This window comes from Nonomuraea sp. NPDC049486 (assembly GCF_040676925.1).
Taxonomy (GTDB): Bacteria; Actinomycetota; Actinomycetes; order Streptosporangiales; family Streptosporangiaceae; genus Nonomuraea; species Nonomuraea ferruginea.
This window is the reverse complement of sequence record NZ_JBFAPV010000002.1, coordinates 560,402-581,756: the sequence shown is the minus strand read 5'-3', so window position 1 is coordinate 581,756 and position 21,355 is coordinate 560,402. Positions and strand designations below refer to the sequence as shown.

Annotated in this window: 19 protein-coding genes; 9 read left to right on the top strand and 10 right to left on the bottom strand. The window is 72.3% G+C overall.

Features of this window, described 5'->3' with window-relative positions:
- Nucleotides 1–2,361, bottom strand: a complete 2,361-nt coding sequence (gene lon / locus AB0K05_RS07635; protein ID WP_364227529.1) for an endopeptidase La — start codon at nt 2,359–2,361, stop codon at nt 1–3.
- A gap of 174 nt (nt 2,362–2,535) precedes the next feature.
- Between lon and AB0K05_RS07630 the strand changes: the two genes are divergently transcribed.
- The 5 genes from AB0K05_RS07630 (at nt 2,536) to AB0K05_RS07610 (ending at nt 7,763) form a co-directional block, all read left to right on the top strand.
- Nucleotides 2,536–3,786: a histidine kinase gene (locus AB0K05_RS07630; protein WP_364227527.1), complete on the top strand. Its 1,251-nt coding sequence runs from the start codon at nt 2,536–2,538 to the stop codon at nt 3,784–3,786.
- Nucleotides 3,783–4,439, top strand: coding sequence for a response regulator transcription factor (locus AB0K05_RS07625; RefSeq protein ID WP_364227525.1), 657 nt, complete (start codon nt 3,783–3,785; stop codon nt 4,437–4,439). Before AB0K05_RS07630 ends, AB0K05_RS07625 begins: the two co-directional genes overlap by 4 nt.
- Nucleotides 4,440–4,470: 31 nt before the next feature.
- Complete coding sequence (locus tag AB0K05_RS07620; protein WP_364227522.1) at nt 4,471–5,829, top strand: phenylacetate--CoA ligase family protein; 1,359 nt, start codon at nt 4,471–4,473, stop codon at nt 5,827–5,829.
- A 213-nt stretch (nt 5,830–6,042) separates the two neighbouring features.
- Nucleotides 6,043–6,804: an alpha/beta hydrolase gene (locus AB0K05_RS07615; protein ID WP_364227519.1), complete on the top strand. Its 762-nt coding sequence runs from the start codon at nt 6,043–6,045 to the stop codon at nt 6,802–6,804.
- Nucleotides 6,805–7,100: 296 nt separating this feature from the next.
- Nucleotides 7,101–7,763 carry a hypothetical protein gene (locus tag AB0K05_RS07610; RefSeq protein WP_364227516.1) on the top strand — a complete coding sequence of 221 codons (663 nt, stop codon included), beginning with the start codon at nt 7,101–7,103 and terminating at the stop codon, nt 7,761–7,763.
- 196 nt (nt 7,764–7,959) lie between these two features.
- Here the strand turns inward: AB0K05_RS07610 and AB0K05_RS07605 are convergent, their stop codons facing one another.
- Entirely contained in the window at nt 7,960–8,349 is a 390-nt protein-coding gene (locus AB0K05_RS07605) for a DUF4180 domain-containing protein (protein ID WP_364227514.1), read from the bottom strand.
- A 363-nt stretch (nt 8,350–8,712) separates the two neighbouring features.
- Complete coding sequence (locus tag AB0K05_RS07600; RefSeq protein ID WP_364227512.1) at nt 8,713–9,114, bottom strand: helix-turn-helix domain-containing protein; 402 nt, start codon at nt 9,112–9,114, stop codon at nt 8,713–8,715.
- Nucleotides 9,115–9,213: 99 nt separating this feature from the next.
- Here AB0K05_RS07600 and AB0K05_RS07595 point away from each other — a divergent pair, with 99 nt between their 5' ends.
- Nucleotides 9,214–9,906, top strand: a complete 693-nt coding sequence (locus AB0K05_RS07595) for an MBL fold metallo-hydrolase (protein ID WP_364227510.1) — start codon at nt 9,214–9,216, stop codon at nt 9,904–9,906.
- 236 nt (nt 9,907–10,142) lie between these two features.
- The gene (locus AB0K05_RS07590) at nt 10,143–11,540 is read left to right on the top strand and encodes an MFS transporter (RefSeq protein ID WP_364227508.1); all 1,398 of its coding nucleotides are present in this window, start codon (nt 10,143–10,145) and stop codon (nt 11,538–11,540) included.
- Here AB0K05_RS07590 and AB0K05_RS07585 read toward each other — a convergent pair.
- On the bottom strand, nt 11,522–12,751 hold the full coding sequence (locus tag AB0K05_RS07585) for a cytochrome P450 (protein ID WP_261808643.1): 1,230 nt from the start codon (nt 12,749–12,751) through the stop codon (nt 11,522–11,524). The genes AB0K05_RS07590 and AB0K05_RS07585 overlap by 19 nt on opposite strands.
- 67 nt (nt 12,752–12,818) lie before the next feature.
- On the opposite strand from AB0K05_RS07585, the gene AB0K05_RS07580 reads away from it, so the two are divergent.
- The gene (locus tag AB0K05_RS07580) at nt 12,819–14,168 is read left to right on the top strand and encodes an FG-GAP-like repeat-containing protein (protein WP_364227503.1); all 1,350 of its coding nucleotides are present in this window, start codon (nt 12,819–12,821) and stop codon (nt 14,166–14,168) included.
- Nucleotides 14,169–14,184: 16 nt separating this feature from the next.
- Here the strand turns inward: AB0K05_RS07580 and AB0K05_RS07575 are convergent, their stop codons facing one another.
- From AB0K05_RS07575 to AB0K05_RS07565, 3 genes are all read right to left on the bottom strand, one after another.
- Nucleotides 14,185–15,693, bottom strand: a complete 1,509-nt coding sequence (locus AB0K05_RS07575) for an alkaline phosphatase D family protein (protein WP_364227500.1) — start codon at nt 15,691–15,693, stop codon at nt 14,185–14,187.
- Between the two features lie 91 nt (nt 15,694–15,784).
- The gene (locus tag AB0K05_RS07570) at nt 15,785–16,363 is read right to left on the bottom strand and encodes an HAD family phosphatase (protein ID WP_364227497.1); all 579 of its coding nucleotides are present in this window, start codon (nt 16,361–16,363) and stop codon (nt 15,785–15,787) included.
- The gene (locus AB0K05_RS07565) at nt 16,360–17,166 is read right to left on the bottom strand and encodes a hypothetical protein (RefSeq protein ID WP_364227494.1); all 807 of its coding nucleotides are present in this window, start codon (nt 17,164–17,166) and stop codon (nt 16,360–16,362) included. Before AB0K05_RS07565 ends, AB0K05_RS07570 begins: the two co-directional genes overlap by 4 nt.
- A gap of 168 nt (nt 17,167–17,334) precedes the next feature.
- Here AB0K05_RS07565 and arfB point away from each other — a divergent pair, with 168 nt between their 5' ends.
- Nucleotides 17,335–17,742, top strand: a complete 408-nt coding sequence (arfB, locus tag AB0K05_RS07560) for an alternative ribosome rescue aminoacyl-tRNA hydrolase ArfB (protein ID WP_148032495.1) — start codon at nt 17,335–17,337, stop codon at nt 17,740–17,742.
- On the opposite strand, the gene AB0K05_RS07555 is transcribed toward arfB, so the two are convergent.
- The 3 genes from AB0K05_RS07555 to AB0K05_RS07545 form a co-directional block, all read right to left on the bottom strand.
- Entirely contained in the window at nt 17,743–18,276 is a 534-nt protein-coding gene (locus AB0K05_RS07555; protein ID WP_364227490.1) for an NAD(P)H-dependent oxidoreductase, read from the bottom strand.
- Between the two features lie 83 nt (nt 18,277–18,359).
- Nucleotides 18,360–20,339: an AarF/UbiB family protein gene (locus AB0K05_RS07550; RefSeq protein WP_364227487.1), complete on the bottom strand. Its 1,980-nt coding sequence runs from the start codon at nt 20,337–20,339 to the stop codon at nt 18,360–18,362.
- A 24-nt stretch (nt 20,340–20,363) separates the two neighbouring features.
- Complete coding sequence (locus AB0K05_RS07545) at nt 20,364–21,287, bottom strand: acyl-ACP desaturase (protein WP_148032498.1); 924 nt, start codon at nt 21,285–21,287, stop codon at nt 20,364–20,366.
- Nucleotides 21,288–21,355: the final 68 nt, after the last annotated feature.

The window sequence follows — 21,355 nt, the reverse complement described above, 5'->3', positions numbered from 1 at the left end:
TCAGGCGGCGACGCTGCCGGCCACCTGAGCCGGGACGAGCGCGATGTCCAGGACCTCGCGCACGTCGCTGACCGCGTGGATGGTCAGCTCGTCGCGGACCTCCTGGGGCACGTCGTCCAGGTCCGGCTCGTTGCGCGCCGGGATGAGCACCGTGGAGATGCCCGCCCGGTGCGCCGCCAGCAGCTTCTGCTTGACGCCGCCGATCGGCAGCACCCGGCCGGTGAGCGAGATCTCGCCGGTCATCGCCACGTCCCCGCGGACCTGCCGGCCCGACAGCAGCGAGGCCAGCGCGGTCGTCAGCGTCACGCCCGCCGACGGGCCGTCCTTGGGCACGGCGCCCGCCGGGAAGTGGACGTGCACCGAGCGGTCCTTCAGCGCGGTGACCGGCAGCTCCAGCTCCGCGCCGTGGGAGCGCAGGTAGGACATCGCGATCCTGGCCGACTCCTTCATCACGTCGCCGAGTTGGCCGGTCAGGGTCAGGCCGGTCTCGCCGGTCTCCGGGTCGGCCAGCGACGCCTCCACGTAGAGCACGTCGCCGCCCGCGCCGGTGACCGCCAGGCCGGTGGCCACGCCCGGCACCGAGGTGCGCTGGGCGTTCTCCGGCAGCGACGACTCCGGCACGAACCTGGGCCTGCCCAGATAGGCGGTCAGGCCGTCGGCGCCGACCGTGACCGGGAGCTCGTCTCCGGCCGCGACCTTGCGCAGGATGCGGGCGACCGACCGCTCCAGGGAGCGGACGCCGGCCTCGCGGGTGTACTCGGTGGCCAGCCTGCGCAGCGCCTCGTCCTCGACGGTGACCTCCTCGGCCGTCAGACCGGCCAGCCCGAGCTGGCGGGGCACCAGGTGGTCGCGGGCGATGGCGACCTTCTCGTCCTCGGTGTAGCCGTCGAGCGTGACGACCTCCATCCGGTCGAGCAGCGGGCCGGGGATCGCCTCCAGGACGTTGGCCGTGGCCAGGAAGAGCACGTCGCTCAGGTCGAGCTCGACCTCCAGGTAGTGGTCGCGGAACGTGTGGTTCTGCGCCGGGTCGAGCACCTCCAGCAGCGCGGCCGTCGGGTCGCCCCGGTAGTCGGCGCCGACCTTGTCGACCTCGTCGAGCAGCACGACCGGGTTCATCGAGCCGGCCTCGCGGACGGCGCGGACGATGCGGCCGGGCAGCGCGCCCACGTAGGTGCGCCGGTGGCCGCGGATCTCCGCCTCGTCGCGGACGCCGCCGAGCGCGACGCGGACGAACTTGCGGCCCATGGCGCGGGCGACCGACTCGCCGAGCGAGGTCTTGCCGACGCCGGGAGGGCCGGCCAGGGCGAGCACGGCGCCGCTGCGCCGGCCGCCCACCACGCCGAGCCCCTTCTCCTGGCGGCGCTTGCGCACGGCCAGGTGCTCGATGATGCGGTCCTTCACGTCGGACAGGCCCGTGTGGTCGGCGTCCAGCACCTCGCGGGCGCCGACGATGTCGTAGTTGTCCTCGGTACGCACGTTCCACGGCAGGTCGAGGACCGTGTCGAGCCAGGTGCGGATCCAGCCGGTCTCCGGGGACTGCTCGGAGGTCCGCTCCAGCTTGTCGACCTCCTTGAGTGCGGCCTCGCGCACCTTCCCGGGCAGGTCGGCCGCCTCGACGCGGGCGCGGTAGTCCTCCTCCTCGGTCTCGGCCGAGTCGCCGTTGAGCTCCTTCAGCTCCTTGCGGACGGCGGCGAGCTGCTGGCGCAGCAGGAACTCGCGCTGCTGCTTCTCCATGCCCTCCTGGACGTCCTTGCGGATCGTCTCGGCCACGTCCAGCTCGGCCAGGTGCTCGCGGGACCATTCGATCAGCCTGGCCAGCCGGTCGGCGGGGTCGCCGGCCTCCAGCAGCTCCACCTTCTGGGCGGTGGACAGCCACGGGGTGTAGCCCGAGCTGTCGGCCAGCACCGAGGGGTCGTCGATCTGGTTGACCTGGTCGACCACCTGCCAGGCGCCGCGCTTCTGCAGGATGGTGGTGGCCAGGGCCTTGTACTCCTTGGCCAGCTCGTGGGCGCGCTCACCGGCGGGGACCGCGTCCACGGTCACGGCCTCCACCCACAGCGCCGCGCCGGGGCCGGTCGTGCCGGCGCCCATGCGCACCCGGTCGACGCCGCGGACCACGGCGGCGGGCTCGCCGCCGGGCAGCCGCCCGACCTGCTCGACGACGGCGCGCACGCCGACGGCGCCGTAGCGGCCGTCGATGCGGGGAACGAGGAGCACCTGGGGCTTGTTGCCACCGGATGCCTGGGCCGCGTCGATCGCGGCGCGCACCTCGGAGTCGGACAGGTCCAGGGGAACCACCATGCCCGGCAGCACGACGGCGTCGTCCAGCGGCAGAACCGGCAGGATCAAGCTCTCACTCATGCGAACTCCAAAGGGTTGAGTTATACCGACTCAATTCATCGGAGCCTCGTAATGTTCCCTTGCTTGCTGATGTTCGCTCAGAGCGAGCGTAATCATGTAAGTGATACCTAAGGGTGAGAGCGGATCAGACCTGGGTGCGACGCGCGGCGCGCACCCGGCTCGTAGTCTTCAACCGTGTTCTCGGCCGTGCTGCGCCCCATCCCTCTCGTGCTCTACAAGGGCGAGGCCGACCCGCCCACGCCCCGGTCCCGCCGGCTGGCCATGCCGGTGCCGCGCTGGCTCGGGCTGCTGCCGTTCCGCACGCTCGACCTGGTGCGGACGGCCGACGCGCTGCTGGCCCTCATCCTGTTCCTGACCACCTACGACCGGGTCCTCCAGCACGACGAGCGCCTGGCCGTCGCCTATCTGGCCGCGCTGGGAGTCGCGGCGCCGCTCGTGCTGCGCGACCGGAGGCCGCTGGCGGCCTGGCGCGCCTCGCTGGCCCTGCTGCCCGCCGGGCTCTGGGTCTCCTTCGAGCTGGGCATCGACTACGAGGACAACCCCTACACCCCGGAGATGGTGCTCTCCTACCTGCTCGTGGCCTACTCGGTGGCGGTGCGCTGCGATCGGCGGATCACCGGCGCCGCCTGGGTGATCAGCGTGCTGGTGATGTGGATCGCCTTCCCCAACGGCATGCCGCTCGGGTCGGTCATCGTGGGCGCCGTCATGCTCCTCGGCTACAACGTCCGGGTGCGGCGCAGCGCCACCGAACGGCTCGCCCTGGAGGAGCGGCGCAGCCAGGAGGCCATGGGCGCGCAGGCCGTGCTGGAGGAGCGCGCCCGCATCGCCCGCGAGCTGCACGACGTGGTGGCCCACCACATGTCGGTGATCGCGATCCAGGCCGAGGCGGTGCCGCTCAAGGCGGCGGGCGACCCGGCCCAGCTGGAGGCGGGGCTGGCCGGCATCCGCGCGCTGTCGCTGGAGGCGATCGCCCAGCTCCGGCAGGTGCTCGGCGTGCTGCGCGACGAGGAGGGCCGCACCGACACCGCCCCGCAGCCCGGCCTGGAGCAGGTGGACGACCTGGTGGCCAACGCGCGGGCGGCCGGGCTGTCCGTGCTGGTCAGGCGGCCCGAGTCGCTGGAGGGGGTGCCCCAGGCGGTGGGCATGTCCGCCTACCGGATCGTGCAGGAGTCGCTGAGCAACGCGATGCGCCACGCCCCCGGCGCGACCGTCGTGCTCGACATCGGCCGCGACGACCACGGCGTGCGCCTGCACATCACCAACGGCCCCGGCTCCTCCCCCGCCCACTCGCCGGGCGCCGGTCACGGGCTCGTCGGCATGCGTGAGCGGGCGGCGCTGCTCGGCGGCACACTGGAGGCGGGGCCGGTCCCGGTGGGAGGCTTCCAGGTGACCGCGGTGCTGCCGACCGGACGGGGTTCAGGGTGATACGGGTTCTGATCGCCGACGACCAGGGCATGGTGCGCACGGGCTTCACCGTGTTCCTGAGCTCCCAGCCCGACATCGTGGTCGTGGGCGAGGCGGGCGACGGGCGGGAGGCGATCGAGCGGGCCGCCGAGCTGGCGCCCGACGTGGTGCTGATGGACGTGCGGATGCCGGTGATGGACGGGCTGGAGGCCACCCGGCGGCTGTGCTCGCCCGGCTCGCGGTCCAAGGTGCTCATCCTGACCACGTTCGACCTCGACGACTACGTCTACGAGGCTTTGCGGGCCGGCGCCAGCGGGTTCCTGCTGAAGGACGCCTCGGCCGCCCAGCTCGCCGAGGCCGTCCGGGTGGTGGCGGCCGGCGACGCGCTCATCTCACCGGGCGTGACCAGGCGGCTCATCCACGAGTTCGCCCGGCTGGGGCCGCGGCCCGCGCCCTCGGCCGTCCGGCTGAGCCAGCTGACCGAGCGCGAGAGCGAGGTGCTCACGCTGGTCGCCCAGGCGCTGTCCAACCAGGAGATCGCGCGGAAGCTGGTGCTGGCCGAGCAGACGGTCAAGACGCACGTCGGGCGGGTGCTGATGAAGCTGGGGCTGCGCGACCGCGCTCAGGCGATCGTGTACGCCTACGAGACCGGGCTGGTGCGGCCGGGCGAGTGACGGGCCGGGGTTCCGGTCGTACAGTCGGCTGGTGGACCTGGTCAAGCTGTTCCATGACGTGGTGGAGACGGTGCCCGCGTACCGGGCGTTCCTGGCGGAGCACGACATCGACCCCGCCCAGATCCGGACATTTCAGGATTTTGTGGGCTTGCCGATGACGAGCAAGGACACGTACACGCGACGCCACCCGCTCCCTGACCTGTGCCGTCATGGGGTGATCGGTGGCATCGTCGCGGTGTCGTCCGGGTCGACGGGTGAGCCCGCGTTCTGGCCGCGCACCGCCGCCGACGAGCACGCCGTCGCGGCCCGCTTCGAGGAGGTGTTCCGCGACTCCTTCGCCGCCCACGAGCGGCGCACGCTGGCGGTGGTCTGCTTCGCGCTCGGCACCTGGGTGGGCGGGCTGTTCACGCTCGCCTGCTGCCGCCGGCTGGCCGAGCTCGGCTACCCGGTGACGGTGGTGGCGCCGGGCGGCGACAAGCGGGAGATCCTGCGGGTGGTGCCCGAGCTGGCGCCGCACTTCGACCAGGTGGTGCTGCTCGGCTACCCGCCCTTCCTCAAGGACGTGATCGACGCCGGGCTGCCCTGGTCGCGCTGGCAGGTCAAGCTGGTCACCGCCGGCGAGGTCTTCAGCGAGGAGTGGCGCACGCTGGTGGCCTCCCGCGCCGGCATCGCCGATCCGGTGCGCGGGATCGCCTCCCTGTACGGGACGGCCGACGCGGGCGTGCTCGGCAACGAGACGCCGCTGTCGGTGGAGATCCGCCGCTTCCTGGCGGAGCGGCCGACGGTCGCGCGTGAGCTGTTCGGCGAGTCGCGGCTGCCCACGCTGGTCCAGTACGACCCGGGGGCGCGTTTCTTCGAGGAGCACGAGGGGACCCTGCTGTTCTCCGGCGACAACGGCATCCCGCTGATCCGCTACCACATCGCCGACGACGGCGGCCTGATCCCGTACGAGCGGATGCTGGCCTTCGTCCGCGACCACGGGCTGGAGCCGTCGGCGCCCGGCCCCGAACGGCCCTTCGCGTACGTCTTCGGACGCAGCCGCTTCACCGTGTCGTACTACGGGGCGAACGTGTACCCCGAGAACATCTCCGTGGGGCTGGAGCAGCCGGAGGTGGCCGGGCTGGTGACGGGCAAGTTCGTGATGGAGGTGGCGGAGGACGAGCGGCGCGACCGGCACCTGACGGTGACGGTGGAGCTGGCCCCCGGCGAGAAGCCGTCGGACGGCACGGCCGAGGCCGTGGGCGCGTCGATCCTGTCCCAGCTGCGGCGGCTCAACAGCGAGTTCGCCCACTACGTGCCGGAGGCGCGCCAGACGCCGGTGATCCGGCTGCGGGAGACCGGCGACCCTGACTACTTCCCCCCGGGGGCCAAGCACCGCTACACCCGCTGATTCCCCCGGAGGCCAAGCACCGCCACACCCGCTGACTCCCCCGGAGGCCAAGCACCGCCACACCCGCTGGCGTCCCGAAGGTGGCGGGCCACACCCCTGACGCGGGGGCCGGCCGGTCATCCTTCCGGCGTCGTAATCCGACTCCGGTACTACCCGCAAGATCAGCCCGTGCGGTGACGCGGAATCCGGGTCCGGATCCGTACCTTCGACGCCATGCGATTCAGGCACGGGATCCTCGGCATGCTGGCGCTCGGCGCGCTGCTGGCCCCACCCGCCCAGACCAGCGGACGGCTGGTCCGGGTCTACGGCGATGTGGCCACGGCCGACCGGGTGGCGGTCATCGTGCCGGGCGCCGACATCACGGCGGAGACCTTCGACACCGACAGCCACCGGCCGGGCGGCTCGGCCCGCACCCTCCTGGCCGAGGCGGCCGACCAGTCGCCGGGCACGCGCCTGGCGGTCGTCGCCTGGCTGGGATACGACTCCCCACCGACCTGGAGCCTGAAGGTCATGACCGACTCCGCGGCCGGTGAGGGCGCGCAGGCGCTCCGCGGCATGGTCACCGACCTCCGCCGCCGGACCGCGGCCCCGATCGCGCTCCTGTGCCACAGCTACGGCTCGGTGGTCTGCGCCGAAGCCGCCGCCTCCGGCCTCCCGATCGCGGATCTGGCCCTCGTCGCCAGCCCCGGCGTGGAGTTCCCCGCCGCCACGTTCAGCCCCGCGCGGGTCTGGGCCGGCCTGGGCTCGGACGACTGGATGAGGTTCGTCCCGAAGACCAAGCTGGGCCCCCTGGGTTTCGGCCAGGACCCGACGGACCCCGCCTACGGCGCCCGGCTGTTCGACGCGGGCGAGGCCGGCCACAGCGACTACTTCCGCCCTGGCTCCACGTCCCTCCGCAACCTCACCCGGATAGCTCTCGGCCACATTGAGGAGGTCGGCCGTCCCCCGCCAGGGAAGACGACCACTGGGCCATGACCGCGCGATCGCCGCCTCTCCGGGCGCATGCGGCACCGTCCCCCGGACGGCCACCGCTTACATGCAGCGCTGTTCCGGCAGGCCAGCGCTTGCCTCCGGGCACATGGAGCGCCGTCCCCCGGACGGCCATCGCTTGCATGCGGCGCTGTTCCGGCAGGCCACCGCTTGCCTCCGGCACACGCGGCACCGTTCCCGGCAGGCCACCACTGGAGGGTGCAGTCCTTACTGTACTTCGACCGGCCATGCTTGCTGTGCTCGCGGCCTCGATCCGAGTGAGCACGGCGATGAGTTGGAGTATGTCGGCCCACACCATGACCGATGCCGTCCTCGACGTCCGCATCATGACGGTTCGCTCGGCGAGATCGGGGGTCGACATCCTGCTGGCCGACTGGAGCGGCGTGCTTCTGCCGCACCTGCTCGCCGCACCCGATCCACGGGTGGTCACCGTCAGCAGTGCGGGGCAACGCTTCGCCCGCTTCGACCTGGACAACCTCAACGCCGAACGCCGCTACCGCACGGCGTTCGCCTATGTGCAGTCCAAGCGGGCCAACCTCTACTTCGCCGTCGAACTGCAGCGCCGGGCCGACGCCGCCCGGCTGAAGCTGCGCAGCATGGCCGTGGCGCCCGGGCTGACCCGCACCAACGTGCTCACCGGAGGCGCCGACGGCAGCAGAGAACGGCTGCATGCGACTCGTACGCGCCTGCTGGTCCGCGTCGCCTTCTTGCCCACTCTGGAGGGCGCGAAGACCTCCCTGTACGCGGCGACCGTGCCCGATCTGCCCGGCGGCAGCTACATCGTTCCGGACGGGCCGCTGCAACTGCGCGGCGAGCCGGCTCCCCGTACTCGCGAGCGCGCCATCCACGACACCGCCACGGCCGCTCACCTCTGGCGGCTGTCCGAACGGCTGACCGGCGTCACCTATGTCCTGTCCGCCGCCGCGGCGACCCGCCTGCCGTAGTGTTAAACGCCGTTGAGTACGCCTACAGGACGTCTTCGCCGGGCCAGTTGCGGAGAACCCCTGAGGGTCGGCGGTGGGCCTGACGAGCCCGGTGAGCCCGCTGAGCCTGCTGAGCCCAGTAAGGCCGGTGAGCCCAGTAAGGCCAGACCCGGCGTCCGCAGCCGCCCCGCTGCCGCCGGTACGCACCAGGGCGTCCCTACAGGTTCGTAGCCGCGGGCTCGTCGGGAAGCCGGGCGCGAAGGGCTTCCAGGTCGGGGAGGAACCAGAGCTCGTCGCCTCGGTTGGCTTCGCGTACCCAGTCCCTGAGGGCACCGCTGGAGGCCACGTATTCGGAGATGTCGCCGATGACGGCGACCTTGATGCGGTAGTTGGCGAACTTCTGGATGATCTCGCCGGCGACGCGGGTGCTGAGGCGCCAGAAGTCCTCGTGCAGCCTGCCTGCGGGGATGGCCACGAGGTGAGCGCGGTGATACCAGGCGTCGCCGATCAGGTCGAGGGCGTCACGCTCCGTCCGCACCGGCGGGCCGTCCGCCTCGCACAGCAGGACACCGGGCATCGGGGTGGCGGGAGCGGGCTGGTCAGGCATGCGAGATCTCCAGGAGTAGGTCCGGCCGGTCACGGGCCGGGCAGGTCATGCGCCCAACGGGCGGGTCGGTGATGCGGCTAACGGACGGGGCTTTATTGCGACTAACGGGCGGGTCGGTGGCCTGGCGGGCGGTCAGAAGTACGTCTGGTGGGCTGGGCCGGTCATGGCGCCGACGGGTCGAGGGCTACCGCTTGACCAGGGCGTGAACAAGACGGAGCACCTGGGCGAATGCGCCTGGCGGGCTCGGCCAGTCATGACGCCGGTCGGTCCGGTCTACCGTTTGACCAAGGGCGTCGACCAGCCGGAACACCTGGGCGGATGCGCCTGGTGGGCTGGGCCGGTCGTGACGCCGGTCGGTCGGGGCTACTGCTTGACCAGGGCGTCGATCAGCCGGAGGACCTGGGCGGTCGCCTCGAGGTCGCCCAGGACGACGACTTTCAGCCGGCCGCGTTCCTCGTCGTACACGCATTCGGCGTGGACGCCGGTGGGCCGGCCGCCGAGCGAGGCCAGGAGCATGGTGCTGACCCGGTCCATCTCGGCACGGTCGATGCCGTCGATGTTGACGATGGCCGACGCCTCGGCGTGCCGACCGGCAGGGGGTGGGGCGATCGGCAGGCCGGTGAACGCCTCAAGGTCTTCGCGGGCGATCCGATACTGCTTGCCGATCTTGACGGCCTTCAACCGGCCGTCACGGACGTACGCGCGGACGGTCTTGACGTGCAGGTCGAGCAGGTTGGCCACCTGCTCGACGGTATATCGTTCCATATACTTCCTCAACCTACCCTATTCCAGGGAGTGATAGGGAATGTATCGCCGTTAGTGAAGAAGCTCTCGGGACCGGAGAGGCGGACGTACGTTGCCCGCATGGAACTGATCGAGCTGACCCCTCAGTTGCGTCTCCTCCGCTTCCCCGTCGGCAACGCCTACCTGTGGCACGAGCGCGACGCGCTGACCCTGATCGACACCGGCGTGGCGGGGTCGGGCAAGGACGTCGAGGGCGCGATCCGCTCCCTCGGCTTCACCCTCGCCGACCTGCGGCACGTGATCGTGACGCACGGGCACGACGACCACCACGGCGCGCTGGCGGAGATCGCGGCCGATGCCACCGTCATGGTCCACCGGGCCGACGCGCCGGTGGTGCGGGGAGAGGCCGCGCAGCAGACGCCTGAGCGGGCGGACATGCCCGAGTGGGAGCGGGAGATCTACGACAGCCTGCCTCCGATGCCTCCCGTGCCCGCGGCCCGGGTGGACCGGGAGCTGGAGGGCTGCGAGGTGATCGACTTCGGGGGCGGCGCCGAGGTGATCCCCATTCCGGGACACACCGACGGCAGCATCGCGCTGCACCTGCCGGCGCACCGGCTGCTGTTCGCCGGCGACACCGTCGCGGACGTGAACGGGCAGGTCATCCTGGGCGTGTTCAACGCCGATCGGGCCAGGACGGCCGCGTCCTTCCGTCGGCTGGCCGACCTGGACCTGGGCCTGGTCTGCGTCGGGCACGGCGACCCGATTTCCGGCGACGCCTCCGCGCGCCTGCGCGAGGTCGCGGCCCAGCTCTGAGCCGCTAGCCGCCTCCGCGAGGCGGCGGCCCGGCTTTGAGCCGCATGCCGCCTTCGCCCCCCCTGCGCGAGGTCGCGGCCCAGCTCTCAGCCGCATACCGCCGCGCCTGCGCGAAAGTGGCGGCCCGGCTCTGAGACGTATGCGCGAGGGACGCCGCCCGTGATCCTGGTGCCCGGGGTTGAGCTGCGGGGAATGCCTGAGGCCGCCGGCTGTGCTGCTGCCTGGGGAGGTTCGCAATGGACGACGGGCACATCGAGCTCCGATCGGCGCGTGGCCGGTGGGTGCTGGCGGCGACCGTGCTGGGGTCGGGGCTGGCGATGCTCGACAGCACGGTGGTCAACGTGGCGCTGCCCTTCCTCGGCGCCGAGCTGGGGGCCGGCATGGCGGGCCTGCAGTGGACGGTGAACGCCTACACGCTCACGCTCGCCGGTCTGATCCTGCTGGGCGGCTCACTGGGCGACCGGTTCGGCAGGCGCCGGGTGTTCCTGATCGGGATGGCCTGGTTCGCGCTGGCGTCGGCGTTGTGCGCGGCGGCGCCGACGATCGAGTTCCTCATCGCGGCCCGCGCCCTGCAGGGGGTGGGTGGGGCGCTGCTCACGCCGGGCTCGCTGGCGATCATCCAGGCGTCGTTCTCCAAGGCGGACCGGCCGCGGGCGATCGGCGTCTGGTCGGGGCTGGGCGGGGTGGCGAGCGCGGTGGGGCCGTTGCTGGGCGGGGCGATGGTGCAGACGGCCGGCTGGCGGTGGGCGTTCCTGATCAACCTGCCGCTCGCGGCGCCGGCGCTGCTGGTGGCGGCCCGGCACGTGCCGGAGAGCAGGGACGAGCAGGCGGCGGGCCGTTTCGACGTGCTGGGGTCGGTGCTGGCCGCGCTGTCGCTGGCCGGGATCACGTACGGGCTGATCGAGCTGGACGCGCCGGTGCCGCTGGTCGCGGGCGTGGTGCTGGGAGCGGCGTTCGTGGTGCTGGAGTGGCGCCGGTCGCCGGACGCGCTGGTGCCGGTCGGCCTGTTCGCCGACCGAGTGTTCTCGGCGGTGAACGCGGTCACGCTCGTCATGTACGGGGCGATGGGCGTGGTGTTCTTCCTGCTGGCCGTGCAGTTGCAGGTGGTGTCGGGGTTCTCGCCGCTGGCGGCGGCGTCGGCGCTGCTGCCGGTGACCGTGCTGATGCTGCTGCTGTCGCCGCGCGCCGGCGAGCTGGCCAAGCGGCACGGGCCGCGCTGGCCGATGACGGGCGGGATCCTGCTGGCTGGCGTGGGGTTCGTGCTCATGAGCACGATCGGCGCCGACGTGTCGTACGCGCTGGTCGTGCTTCCGGCGGTCACCGTGTTCGGGCTGGGGCTGTCGGCGGCGGTCGCGCCGCTGACCGCGACCGTGCTGGCCACCGCCGACGACCGTCACGCGGGCACCGCGAGCGGGATCAACAACGCGGTGGCGCGCACCGGCGGGCTGCTCGCGGTGGCCGCGGTGCCGCCCCTGGTGGGGCTGGTCGGGGACGCCTTCAGGAACCCGGCGGTGTTCGACGCGGGGTTCCGCCGGGCGATGCTGGTCAGCGCGGTGATGATGGGCGTGGCGGCGCTCGTGACGGCCGTCGCCGTCAGGGAGAACGTGCTCGACCCTCAGAAGGTGAAGGCCTGACTGCGGACGCTGTTGTCGAAGTTGGACTCCAGCAGCTCCGGCTCCCCGACGGTGCGGATGCCGGGCAGCCTCGTCAGCAGCGTCCTGAACATGGTGCGCAGCTCCTGCCTGGCCAGGTTGGCGCCGAGGCAGAAGTGGGGGCCGGGGCCGCCGAAGCCGACGTGCGGCTTGGTGTCGCGGGTGATGTCGAACCGGTCGGGGTCGGGGAAGACGGACTCGTCGCGGTTGGCCGAGCCGTAGAAGAGCACGACCTTGTCGCCCTTCTTCAGCTCCAGCCCGCGCAGCGAGTAGTCCTGCGTGAGCGTGCGCCGGAACTGCATGATCGGCGAGACGTGGCGCACCATCTCCTCGATGGTGTTGCCGATGTGCGCGTCGAAGTCGCTCATGAGCAGCTCGCGCTGCGCCGGGTTGTCGGTGAGCAGCTTGATGCCGTGGGCCATGGTGTTGCGCGCGGTCTCGTTGCCGGCGACCAGCAGCAGCGCGAAGAACGAGCCGAGCTCGCGGTAGGTGAGCTTCTCGCCGTCGGGGTTGGCGGTGACCAGGAGGGAGACCAGGTCGCCCTTGGGGTCGGCGGCGCGTTCGTGGCCCAGCTTGATCACCATGCGCTGGAGGGCGAGCAGGGCCAGCATGTTCTGCCCGGCCATCTGGACGGTGCGGGCCAGGCTGGGCCGGATGCCGGTGTAGGCGGTGGAGATGTCGACGTGCTTGTGGACCCGTTCGCGCCACTCCTGCGGGATGTCGAGCATGTCGCAGATGACGTGGATGGGCAGCCGGGCGGCGACCTGCTGGACGAAGTCGCGCGGCCCCTGCGCGACGGCGTCGTCGACGATGCGCCCGCAGGCCGACTCGATGTCGGACTGCAGCCCCGCGAGCATCTTGGGGCTGAACGAGCGGGTCACGATGCGGCGCAGCCGGGCGTGTCGCGGGTCGTCCATGTTGACCATCGACTCGCCGAACACCTGCTTGACCCAGCCGGGCGGCTCGGGGTTGGTGACGGCCGGCTCGCTGGAGAAGACCTTGGCGTTGCGGCTGGCCTCGACCACGTCGGCGTGGCGCACCAGGGCGTAGAAGCCGGCGCCGGAGCGCAGGAACGGCACCTTCTTCTCCGGGAAGAACACCGGATGGTCCAGCTGCCGGAGCCGGGCGAACGCCTCGTGCCGCTCCTTGAGCGGCCTGCGCCAGAAGTCAAGATCAGCGAGGTCGATGTCCACGTGCCTATCCTGGCACGTTCCCGGGGCGTTCAATCCGGGTTCGGCTGGGCGCGACATGACTTGAGGTGTGAATGTTCTGCTCTCCGCGTGCCTGATTCTTCCCCTCGTCACCGGTACGGGCGCGGCGCTCCCGGCGTGTTCCGGCGCCCCCTCCGACTTCGACGGCGACGGCCGTCCGGACCTGGCCGTGGCCGCCCCGTACGACGACCGGCGGTCCGGTTCGGTGACCATCCTGTACGGGTCGGGACGCGAACAGCGGCTGGCCCAGGACGAGCCCGAGCCTGGTGACGCGTTCGGCGCGTCGCTGGCCGTGGGCCACTTCGACGGCGACCGGTGCGCCGACCTGGCGGTGGGGGTGCCGGACGAGTTCCTCGGCGACCGGGTGCCCGGCGCGGACGGGAACGGGGTGGTGCGGCTCTACCACGGCTCCCCCGGCGGGCTGCGGCCCGGCGAGGAGCTGTCGCTGCACGAACCGTCGAGCGACCGGTTCGGGGCGTCGCTGGCCGCCGGCGACTTCGACGGCGACGGCCGGGACGAGCTGGCCGTGGGCGCTCCCGGGCGCGGCCGGGGCGGCGGGGTGACGGTGTACTGGATGAAGGGGCGCGACCCGTACCCGATCACCCAGCGCACCGGCTGGGTACGGCAGGCGGCGCGGGCCACCGACGGGTGGGGCGAGACGCTCGCCGCGGGCGACTTCGACGGTGACGGGCGCGACGAGCTGGTGGTGGGCGCGCCCGCCGACACGGTCACCAAGGACGGCCAGGGCTCGGTCACCGTGCTGGACCCCCGCCGGCGGCGGGCGCTGCGGCTGACCCAGAGCTCGCCGGGGGTCGCCGGCTCGGCGGAGAAGTGGGACGCGTTCGGCGCGGCGCTGGCGACCGGCGACTTCGACGGCGACGGGCGCGACGACCTGGCCATCGGCGTCCCTGGCGAGGGGCTCACCGCCGGGCAGCGGGCGATGGACTACGGCGACGGCGCCCTGCACGTGGTGTACGGGACCCGGAACGGGCTGCGCGGCGCCCGGTCGGAGATGTGGACGCAGCGGCTGCTGAAGGGCGAGCCGCGCTACTACGACCGGTTCGGGGCGTCGCTGGCGGCGGGCGACCTCGACGGCGACGGGGACGACGAGCTGGCGGTGGGGGTGCCCGGCGAGGACTCGGTGCAGGTGATGCCGGGCTCGCCGCGGGGCGGCCTGTCCCGGTACGGGGACGTACGGATCAAGGAGAAGGGCAGCACGGTGTCGGTGCTGCCCGCGCCGGGCGGGGGGCCCGCCACGCTGGTGGTGGCCGCGCCGGGCAGGGGCGTCGTGACGTCCCTGCCGGGGAGGCGCGGCGAGGGGGCGGCGCCGCGGTTCGGCAGGGCGCGCGAGATGGGCTCCGGCGAAGGGTTGTACGGATACGCGCTGGGCGCCCGGTGACCGGCGGCCGCGGCGTTCAGGCCGACTCGGCCGGGATGGTGGTGCGGTGGGAGGTGCGGGCGGGGGCGCCGCGGCGGGAGACGTAGTCGAGGGTGCGGAAGTCGACCGACAGCTCGTCGCCCGTCAGCCGGGCCATGAGGTACCCGCGCCGCTGGTCCATGTACGAGATGTGCGGGTTCTCCGCCAGGGACTCGGCGATCCAGGTGTGGTCGCGGTAGCCGTCGCCGTCGCTGGCGATCGAGGTGGCGATCAGTTCGCGGGCCACCACGGGCGCGTCCGGGTCGTCGAAGTCGGTCTTGAGGTCGGCCAGGTGGTGCATGTGGGCGTCGCCGGTGAGGACGACGGGGTTGGCGGTGCCGGACAGGGCGTTCAGCACGCGGGTGCGCTCGGGGGCGTAGCCGTCCCAGGAGTCGAGGTTGACGTCCCGTCCCGGGCCGGAGCGGAAGTCGCGGTGGGTCATCATGATCTGCTGGCCGAGCAGGTTCCAGCGGGTGCCGGAGCCCTGGAGGCCGTCCTCCAGCCAGCGCCACTGGCCGTCGCCGAGCAGGGTGCGCCCGGTGGACAGGCGCTCGTCGCAGCCGGAGCGCACGCCGTCGCCGCAGGCCTGGTCGTCGCGGAACTGCCGGGTGTCGAGCAGGTGGAAGCGGGCGAGCGAGCCCCAGGAGACGCGCCGGTTCACCTGGATGGCGGCGCCGCGCAGGCTGCCGCGGCGCAGCGGCATGTTCTCGTAGTAGGCGCGGAAGGCGGCGGCCCTGCGCCGGTCGAAGGCGGGGGCGCCGGTGCTGGAGACGGGGCCGGCCCAGTTGTTCTCCACCTCGTGGTCGTCGAACGCCACGAGCCAGGGCGCGGCGGCGTGCGCGGCCTGGAGGTCGTGGTCGCTCTTGTACTGGGCGTGCCGCAGCCGGTAGTCGGCCAGGGTGGCGCACTTGCCGGGGGTGTGGGTACGGACCCGCTTCCCGGACAGCGCGGTGTAGCCGCTCGGCGCGTACTCGTACAGGTAGTCGCCGAGGAACACCACCAGGTCGGGCTCCTGCTCGGCCAGGCGCCGGTAGGCGGTGTAGAAGCCGTGCTCGAAATGGGCGCAGGCGGCGACGGCGAAGGCCAGCGGCGTCTCCACGCCGGCGTCGGGCGTGGTCCTGGTGCGGCCCTCGGGTGAGAGCCGGCCTTCGGCGCGGAAGCGGTAGAAGTACTCCCTGCCCGGGTCCAGGCCCTCGACCTCGACGTGCACGCTGTGGGCGTCGCGGGCGCGGGCGGTGACCGTACCGGAGGTGACGATCTCGGAGAAGCGCTCGTCGGCGGCGAGCTGCCAGCCGACGTCGACGTCGCGGGAGGGCATGCCGCCGAGGCCGGCGCCGCCGAGCGGGTCGGTGGCCAGGCGGGTCCAGAGCACGACCCCGCCGGGGGACGGGTCTCCGGAGGCGACGCCGAGGGTGAACGGGTCGGCTCTGAGCGTTCTGCGCGACGTGCCGGCCCGCGGGGCGAGGAGGCCCGCGGCGGCCGCGGTGAGGAAGGATCTGCGGTCCACGCTCCAGGTATGTCCGCACCCGCTGACCAGGCCGTGAAAGCGGCGTCAAAGGGGGATGAACAACACCCGTCGCCCTCCTCCGGCCCCCGGCTCACTCCAGGTGGGCGCGGAGGGCCGGGGCACCGGTGTAGCGGACCGCCCGCATGCCGGCCGCGCGGGCGCCCTCGACGTTGTCCTCGCGGTCGTCGACGAAGAGCACGTCGGCGGGGTCGGCCGCGAGCTCGGCGGCGACGTGCTCGTAGATCCGCCGGTCGGGTTTGACCAAGCCGAGCCGGGCGCTGTAGAAGCGGTGCGGGATGGCGGCGATCCAGGGCAGCTCGTCCAGGGCGTCGGCGACGCAGGCGGGCGCGTTCGACAGCAGGGCGACGTCGCGGCCCCGCTCCAGCAGCTCGCGCAGGATCGCCAGGGAGCCCTCGTCGGGGTGCGACCAGCTGGCCGCGTCCATGGCGATCAGCCGGTCGAGCTCGGCCGCGGACAGGGGCCGGCCCGCGGCCTTCGCCCAGTACTCGGCCGGGCCGAGGGCGCCCCGGTCGAACTCCAGCCGGTGGGCCCAGTATTCACGCAGGAACTCGGCGGGGTCGGCGCCGGCGGCACGGGCCATGGCCTCCGCCTCGGCGACCGGCTGGGCGAGGGAAAGGACGTTGCCGTAGTCGAAGAGGATCCATCTCATCCGAGGAATGGTCGCAGATGCGGCCCGAGCGCCGGGCAGCCGAGGTACTTCTCGGCGGTGTGGAAGTCGATCCAGTCGAGGTTGACCAGCTCCTCGGCGTCGACGCCGGTGAAGCAGCCGGCCAGCGCGGGCGGGATGGCCGCGATGTCGTCCTTGTCGGCGATGTTCACCCAGCGCCGCACGCCCTTGGGCCGCTCGCCGCGGCCGTTGACCGGGGCGGGCAGCAGCCGCTCGAAGATCACCTCACGCATGCCGAGCGGGCTGCCCAGCGTGATGAGCAGGTCCGTCTCCAGGTCGGGATAGGCCCAGAAGGTCTCGTACGTGACGACGCTGCCGAGAGAGTGGGCGATGACCACCCTGGGCCGGTTGCGGCGGATGGTGTCGGCGACCGCCCCCCTGACCCGCTCGCGCCTGCCCTGGTCGGTGAGGTACGCGGCGACCTCGGGGGCGAACAGCTCGGCGAACGCGGCCGACCGGCCCTCCAGCCGGGACAGCACCCAGGCGGTGAACGACCTCAGCGTACCGGTGACGTACTCGCCGAAGCCGAGGTTCGCGGCCCAGCCCGCCGCCTCGCCGCGGGCGGCCCGCAGCGGGGCCGCGCGCGTTGCGGCGGGGTCGCGGAGCAGGTGGGAGAAGTACGCGACCTCGCTGAAGTACGTCCTGGCCGGGCCGCCGAGCGAGGCGTGCAGGTAGCGGTCCCACTTCTCGCGCATGGCCGTGGCCGCCCCGGCGGCGGACCCGCCCGCCCTGAGGTAGTAGTCGTACTTGCCGATGCCGTGCACGCCGACGATGCTTGCCGTCATGACTCCCCCAGGTGATGGATGCGCGATAGTGGCATACGCCGCTTGCGGGGCGCCGTCAACCCCGCGGAATCACGCACATACCGGGGATGTTGGGGGTATGACAGGAAATGTCGTTGCCCGGCACTCCCGCCCGTCTATACGTTGACCGTGCACAGAGGAAGGATCGTCATGCCCGCCACGCTGGTCGTCAACGACTCGGTCGTCATCCCCGACGCCGAGCTCGTCTGGCGTTTCTCCCGGTCCTCGGGCCCGGGCGGGCAGGGGGTCAACACCACCGACAGCCGGGTGGAGCTGACCTTCGACGTGGCGTCCAGCACGGCCCTGCCGCCCGCGCTGAAGGCCCGCGCCCTGGAGCGGCTCGGCTCGCCGACGATCACGATCGCCGCCTCCGAACACCGTTCCCAGCTCCGCAACAGGGAGGCCGCGCAGCAGCGGCTGGCCCAGCGGATCCGTGAGGCCATCGCGCCGCCGCCCAAGCGCAGGCGCCCCACCAAGCCGACCCGCGGCTCGGTCGAGCGCCGCCTGGCGGGCAAGAAGCAGCGCTCCGAGGTGAAGCGGCTGCGCCGCGATCTCTGATCAGACCGACAGCACCGGTTCGCGCAGGTGCGCCTGGCACAGCTGCCCGACCGTCTCGCACACCTGGGCGCGCAGGTCGCGGGCCCAGAGCCGGCCGTCGTCGTCGAAGTGCGGGCACACGGGCGAGATCACCAGCTCGGACCCGACGGCCACCGCCCCCGCGCCCAGCAGCTCCTTGTAGAGCTCGGCCTGCGCCCACATGGCGCCGCACGCGCGGGCGCTGGCGCACATGACGGCGACGTGCTTGCCGTCCAGCACGCCGGCCCGCGCCATCCAGCCGAGCGCGTACTCCAGCTCGACCGGCAGCAGGCTGTGCTCGGGCGCGGTGAGCACCAGCGCGTCCGACTCCCCCACCAGCGCGAGCAGCTCGCGGACCACCGAGGGGGCCGGTCCCGGCTCGTGCGGGGGCACCTCGCGCAGGCGGGGCCACGCCTCGAGATCGGCGCCCGGCGGCAGTTCGCAGCGGATGGCGTCGAGGAGCCGGTTGACGTACGAACCCGCGTGGAGGCTGGCGGCGATCCCGATGATTTTCACCTACTGCTCCCCAAGGGGTCTTGTGTACGGCTGATGGGTCAGAAACCTGCCCGATGCCGTGGTTGTCCAAGACCATCCCTAAGTCAAGAGGATGTACGTTTCGCCGGAGTGTCCCGGGGGCGGCGGAAGATCAGAATCAGCACGCGCAGCACGAGCACGGCGCTGATCACCAGCAGGTTGTAGCCGATGAGCTGGAACAGCGTCATGCCGAGCTCCTCGCTGGCCACCGGCCCGCCGTCGACGCCGAGCAGGATGACGGCCATCAACCCGGCGGTCGCGCCGAGCACGGTGAGCAGCACCTGGTGCAGCAGCCCGGTCAGGAAGCCACGGTCGCGCTCGTCGGCCAGCAGCCGGACGTTGAGGCCGAGCCTGCCGTGCTCGGCGGCGCTGGCGATGCGCTCCACGCGCCGCGGCAGGCGGCGCAGCATCGGCAGCAGGGCGGCCAGCTCCTGCGCGGCCGCCTCCTTGAGGTTGCCGCCGTCGAACTGCTCGGACAGGTAGCGGCCGGCGAAGGCGCGGGCCTCGCTCATCAGGTCGAAGCCGGGTGAGAGCCGCACCAGCGTGCCCTCCAGCGTCGCCAGCGCCCTGAAGACGGCGGCCACCTCGGGCGGGATCGAGAGCCCGTACGAAGAGACGATCTTGAACAGGTCGGTGAACATCCGCACGCTGTCGAGGCCCGGCCCCAGGTGCTTGGCCATGAACTGGCCGAGCGCCCGCTCCAGCGCCGGCTCGTCGATGTCCTCCGGCCTGGGCACCACCTCCAGCAGGGCGTCGGTCACCGCGAGCGGGTCCTGCCGGTTCATGGCGAGCAGGAAGCGCTGCAGCGCGGCGCGGGCGGAGGCGTCGAGGCGGCCGACGGAGCCGAAGTCGAGCAGGCCCAGCGTGCCGTCGTCGAGCAGCATGAGGTTGCCCGGATGCGGATCGGCGTGGAAGACGCCCTCGACGAGGATCTGCCGCAGCAGGCAGTCGAGCAGGTCGCGGGCCAGGCGAGGACCCTGCTCGGGGGTGGCGGCGGTGACGGGCTTGCCGACCAGGCGCTGCATGACCAGGACCCGCTCGGTACAGAGCGCGCCGACCGGGGTGGGATAGGTGACGCCGCCGCCGTCCGAGGCGGCGACGGCGGCCATGTTGGCGGCCTCGACGCGGAAGTCCAGCTCTTCCCTGATCGCCACCGCGAACCCCTCGGCCAGGTCGCGCACGCCGAGCCCGCGACCCCACCGGGTGCGTGACTCCAGGGTGACGGCCAGGCGGCGGACGATGTCGAGATCCCTGGCCACGGTGCGGCCGATGCCCGGCCGCCGCACCTTGACCACGACGTCCTCGCCGGTGCGCAGCCGGGCGGTGTAGGCCTGCGCGATCGAGGCGGCGGCGAGCGGGGTGCGGTCGAAGGCGGCGAACACCTCCTCGACGGGCCCGCCCAGCTCGGCGTGGAGCACCGGCTCGACGAGCTCCCACGGCTCGGCCGCCACCTGGTCCTGCAGCCGGCCCAGCTCCTCGATGAACTCGGGCGGCAGCAGGTCGCGCCGGGTCGACAGCACCTGCCCCAGCTTGACGAAGGTGACGCCGCCGTCGTCGAGCGCGAGCCGCAGCGAGCGGGCCAGCCGCACGGCGCCGGTGTGGTCCTCCGGCCGGTCGCCGCGCCCGCGCAGGTACGGGCCGAGCCCGTGTCTGACGGCGATCCGGGTGATCTCGGAGTAGCGCCTGGCCCGCGACAACCGGCCGCGCAGCGACCTGACCAGCTCCAGCGGCCCGGGGATCGACCCCGTGGGCACCAGCGCCTCGGCGACGACCAGGATGACCATCGGGATGAGCACGATGCACATCACGACCAGGATCAGCACCCACAGCGGGCCCAGGCCCACGTCCCGCGTGCCGTCCATCTGCGGAAAAGGGCTCAGGATCGGCGTGGTCAGCGGCCCGGCCAGCGAGAACGCCAGGAGGGCCGCCAGGAAGGTGCGCACCGCGCCGAACCGGACGCCGAGCAGACGCTGGGCGGCCGCGGCCAGCGCGATCACCATGACGATCGTGACGACCGCGACGACGAGCGTGACGGGGAGATCCATGGGGACGAATCATCCCATGCTGGATCAGCCCCTGGCTCGGGCCCTGCGCTCCTCGCGGCGGGCGACGAACCGGGCGGCCGTCTCGTCGGTCCTCTGCAGGAACTCCGACAGCTCCTCGCGGGCCCGCTCGCCCTCGGGGCCGAGGCCGGTCTTGTCGAACACGGACCACTGCCGCAGCACCGGCATGAGCACGTCGTCGAGGTGGAGGCGCAGGTCGTAGATGCCCTCGTGGGCGATGGTCATCGCCATGCGGGTGAAGCCGGCGATGTTGGAGCCGGGCATCTGGAAGGTGGTCACCACGTCGGTGACGGCCCGCATGGTCTGGTCGGGGTCGAGCTCGAAGGCCGCCTTGAGCAGGTTGCGGTAGAAGAGCATGTGGAGGTTCTCGTCGGCGGCGATGCGGGCGAGCAGGCGCTCGCAGCCCTCGTCGCCGGAGGCCGTGCCGGTGTTGCGGTGCGCGATGCGGGTCGCCAGCTCCTGGAAGGAGACGTAGGCGAGCTGCTGCAGCATCGTGCCGTAGTCGGTCATGAAGCCGCTCTGCATGTGGGCCATGCGGGCGCGCTCCAGCTTGACCGGGTCGACGGCGCGGGTCACGGTCAGGTAGTCGCGGATCGCGGTGCCGTGGCGATCCTCCTCGGCCGTCCAGCGGTGCACCCACGTGCCCCAGGCGCCGTCGCGGCCGAAGGTGGTGGCGATCTCGTGGTGGTAGCTGGGCAGGTTGTCCTCGGTCAGGAGGTTGACGATGAGCGACACGCGGGCCGGCTCGGGCAGCTTGGAATCGCCCTCCTGCCAGGCCTCACCGCCGTAGGGACCGTCGAAGTCGCGCCCCTCGCTCCACGGAACGTACTCGTGGGGGAACCACTCCTTGGCCATCTTCTCGTGGCGGTCGAGCTCACCTGCCACGATCGGCTCGAGCTCGTGGAGCAGTTGCGTCTGCGTCATCGGCATGAAGGGATCCTCTCCTCCTCAAGGTTACGGCACCGTAGGTTAGGGTACCCCAGGGACGCCCAGGTGAA